The following is a 3,187-nucleotide window of genomic DNA, read 5'->3' as shown; positions in this document are numbered from 1 at the left end:
CGGTGTGGGGCCTGGTGCGCGGGCTCTGGAAGGAGGTGGCAGCCGTGGCGGTGTCCACTGCCGCGATCCCGCTGAGCCGGTGGCTGCAGGAGGCGGTCGACCGACCGGACCTTGGGGTGGCCGGTTACAGCCACAACACGTTCCCCTCGACCCACGCCACGGCCGCCTTCGTCGTCGTCACGGCCGTGGTCCTGCTCTGGCCCCGCAAGCCGGGGCGGCCTCCCCCACGGCCGATCATCGGCATCGGCGCGGCCGTGGCCCTGCTCGCGGCGGTCGGCAACGTGTCGTGGTGGGCGCACCGGCCCGTCGACGTCCTCGGATCCTTCGCACTGACGGAGGCGCTCGTGCTCGCGGTCCTTGCGCTCACGCGATGGAGTTTCGGGACTTCCGCCTCTGGTCCGACGCCGAGGAGGCCGACAACGTGACTCTGGAAGGCAACCCCTGGCGGAGGAGAAGACCCGCGATGTTCGCCGAATGGTTCTGGCGCAAGCAGATGGGCAAGGTCTACGAAGCCTTCGAGTCCATGGATGCCGAACGTCTCGCCCGCCTCTGGGCCGAGGATGCCGTGCTCGAGTTCCCCGCAGGCACCCCGATGGCGGGTCCGTGGCGCGGCAGAGCGGAGATCGAGGCGATCCTCCGCGCGATCTTCGCCCACAATGCCTCGATCTCGGTCACGCCGCACCGCGTCGCGGTCTACCACCCGTGGTCCCCGACAGGCAGCATGACCGTGTTTGCGGCGTGGACCTTCAACGAGGTCGGTCGGGATGGCCACACCTACCGTGGCGACGTCGTCAGCAGGTCGGAGATCCGCCACTGGAAGACCGTGCACACTCGTGACTGCTTCTCGAACGTGCCGGGCAACGCGGAGCACTACGCCACGATGGAGGTGCCACCCAGGCGCGCGCCCGCCGAGCACGTCCGGTGAGTGGAGCCACCACGTCAGGGACCGGGGGCCGCGACTTCGACCATCTCGACGACGCCCTGAGACGCCAGGTCCTCGACGACTGCACGAACCGCCCCCTCCACGTCGCCGTCCTCCGGCGAGCCGAACTCGTCGGTCAGGTGGGCACCCAGCCGGCTCAGCGGCATACCCTCTCTCGTCAGTCGCCGCACCGCGAGCCCCAGCGGTGACAGGCGCACGAGGCGCCCCGCTCCGCCGTCGTTGAGCAGGACCACTCCCTCGCCGTCGACGACGAGCTCGTCGACGGCCTCGACGGCGCGCACGAGAGGATCGGTCACGGCAGCCTCCCGGTGATCTCGCCGAGGACGGGTCCGAGGTCGGCGGCCTCGGCGTAGCGCACGAGCCGGTACCCGCCTGTCGCCTCGCCGAGCTCGGCGAGCCGGTGCAGGGGACGCTCCAGTCGCGTCAGGGACGAGGTCTCGGGGGCGAGGGCGACGATGGCGTCCAGGGCGCCCAGCTCCTCGACGACCACGCCGTCGAGGGCGGCGTCACGGCGGAGGACGATGATCCCGGCCACCCACGGCTCGACCCGCGGGGAGACCAGGCCCAGCTCACTCGCAGGGAGCTCATCTTTGACACCTTGGTGCGGCGTTCGACGGATCGAGAGGGGCTTGGGATACGGCAGGATGCCGCGGTCGGCGGTGATCGCGACGGTCTCGTCGGTGAGGTAGGCGAGCGTGTGCCCGAACGTCCGGCTCAAGGTGGTCTTGCCCGTGCCGCCCGGCGCGACGAAGACCACCGCGGCGCCCGTGTCGGGGTGGCTGAGCGCGCCGGCGTGGAGCATGATCAGTCGGCCCGCCTGGGCGGCGATGAGCGCCTTGGTGATCGACTGGGTCGCCCGCATGAGCAGGCGCGCGTGTGCGTCGCCATTGGCGTCGACGAGCGGTTCCCCGAGCCGGTCGGCCAGCGACAAGGTGCCTGCGTCCACCTCGTCCGCCGCGAGCGCTCCCCCGGCGGACGGCTCGGCGCAGTGCTGCCACGCGTGCCGGAACCGCGCGACGAGGACAGGAGGCAGCCCGTCCAGGTCGACCGCGAGGCGGGCACCGAGCGCGTGGACCACGAACACGCGGTCCTCGACGGCTGGTGAGGTGAGCATCGTGCTGCAGCGTAACGACCCCGTGGCATCATCGTCGCCATGAGAGGTGGCAGCGGCCCTCGCCGGCCCCGCGTGGCCATCGCCCACGACTACCTCACCCAGCGCGGCGGTGCGGAGCGTGTCGTCCTCTCGATCCTGCGGGCCTTCCCCGAGGCCGTGGTCCACACGACCCTCTACGACCCCGACGGGACGTTCCCGGAGTTTCGGAGCGCTCGGATCGTGACATCCCCCCTCGACCGCATCACGCGGCTGCGACAGGACCACCGCGTGTCCCTCCCGCTGCTGCCCTGGGCCATTGCGCGGCTGCCGGTCGATGCCGACCTCGTCATCGCCTCGAGCTCGGGCTGGGCGCACGGGGTCCCGACCACCGGTCGGAAACTCGTCTACTGCCACGCCCCGGCCCGCTGGCTCTACCAGGCCGAGGCCTACCTCGGCCACGACCCACGCTCGTCCCTCAAGGGGCGGGCGCTGCTCGCCCTCTCCCCCGCCCTGCGAGCCTGGGACCGTCGCGCAGCTGCCACCGCGGACCGCTACCTGGTCAACTCCACCGTCGTGCGGGACCGCGTCAAGGCGGCCTACGGCATCGACGCGGACGTCGTTCCCCCGCCCTTCGGCATCGACCCCGAAGGTCCGAGCGAGCCCGTCTCCGAGCTGACCGACTGGGCGTCCGAGGGCTACCACCTGCTCGTCTCTCGACTGCTCCCCTACAAGAACGTCACCGAGGCCGTCCGGGCCTTCGACGGCCTTGACGAGCGGCTGGTCGTCGTCGGGCACGGCCCCCTGGAGGCGCGGCTGCGTGCCACGGCCCCGCCCAACGTGCGGATCGTGTCGGGCCTCCTCGATGCGCAGCTGCGCTGGGCCTACGCGCACGCCACCACCCTCGTCGCGCCGAGCCTCGAGGACTTCGGCCTGACGCCGCTCGAGGCGGGATCCTTCGGCCGGCCGACCCTGGCCCTGCGCGACGGGGGCTACCTCGACACCATCGCCCCCGGTGTGTCGGGCGACTTCTTCGACGCCCCGACGGCGCAGTCCATCCGTGCGGCCGTCCTCGCCCACCGCGACCACGCCTGGGATGCGGGCGCGATCCGCGCGCACGCCGACACCTTCTCCGAGGAACACTTCCACAGGCG

Annotated in this window: 5 protein-coding genes; 3 read left to right on the top strand and 2 right to left on the bottom strand. The window is 71.8% G+C overall.

Annotated elements, in window-relative coordinates; genetic code table 11:
• Together LOY02_RS18715 and LOY02_RS18710 are read left to right on the top strand one after the other, a co-directional pair.
• The coding region (locus tag LOY02_RS18715) for a phosphatase PAP2 family protein (protein WP_317183878.1) at positions 1–425 on the top strand (425 nt) is incomplete at its 5' end.
• Entirely contained in the window at positions 371–925 is a 555-nt protein-coding gene (locus tag LOY02_RS18710; RefSeq protein ID WP_317183877.1) for a nuclear transport factor 2 family protein, read from the top strand. The genes LOY02_RS18715 and LOY02_RS18710, both read left to right, overlap by 55 nt.
• Positions 926–939: 14 nt before the next feature.
• Here LOY02_RS18710 and LOY02_RS18705 read toward each other — a convergent pair whose 3' ends face one another.
• Complete coding sequence (locus LOY02_RS18705; RefSeq protein WP_317183876.1) at positions 940–1,239, bottom strand: hypothetical protein; 300 nt, start codon at positions 1,237–1,239, stop codon at positions 940–942.
• Entirely contained in the window at positions 1,236–2,057 is an 822-nt protein-coding gene (locus tag LOY02_RS18700; RefSeq protein ID WP_317183875.1) for a hypothetical protein, read from the bottom strand. The genes LOY02_RS18705 and LOY02_RS18700 overlap by 4 nt, the downstream gene beginning before the upstream one ends.
• A 39-nt stretch (positions 2,058–2,096) precedes the next feature.
• On the opposite strand from LOY02_RS18700, the gene LOY02_RS18695 reads away from it, so the two are divergent.
• The coding region (locus tag LOY02_RS18695) for a glycosyltransferase (protein WP_317183874.1) at positions 2,097–3,187 on the top strand (1,091 nt) is incomplete at its 3' end.

Source organism: Intrasporangium sp. (genome assembly GCF_032907665.1).
Taxonomy (GTDB): Bacteria; Actinomycetota; Actinomycetes; order Actinomycetales; family Dermatophilaceae; genus Intrasporangium.
This window is presented reverse-complemented; position numbering and strand designations above follow the sequence as displayed.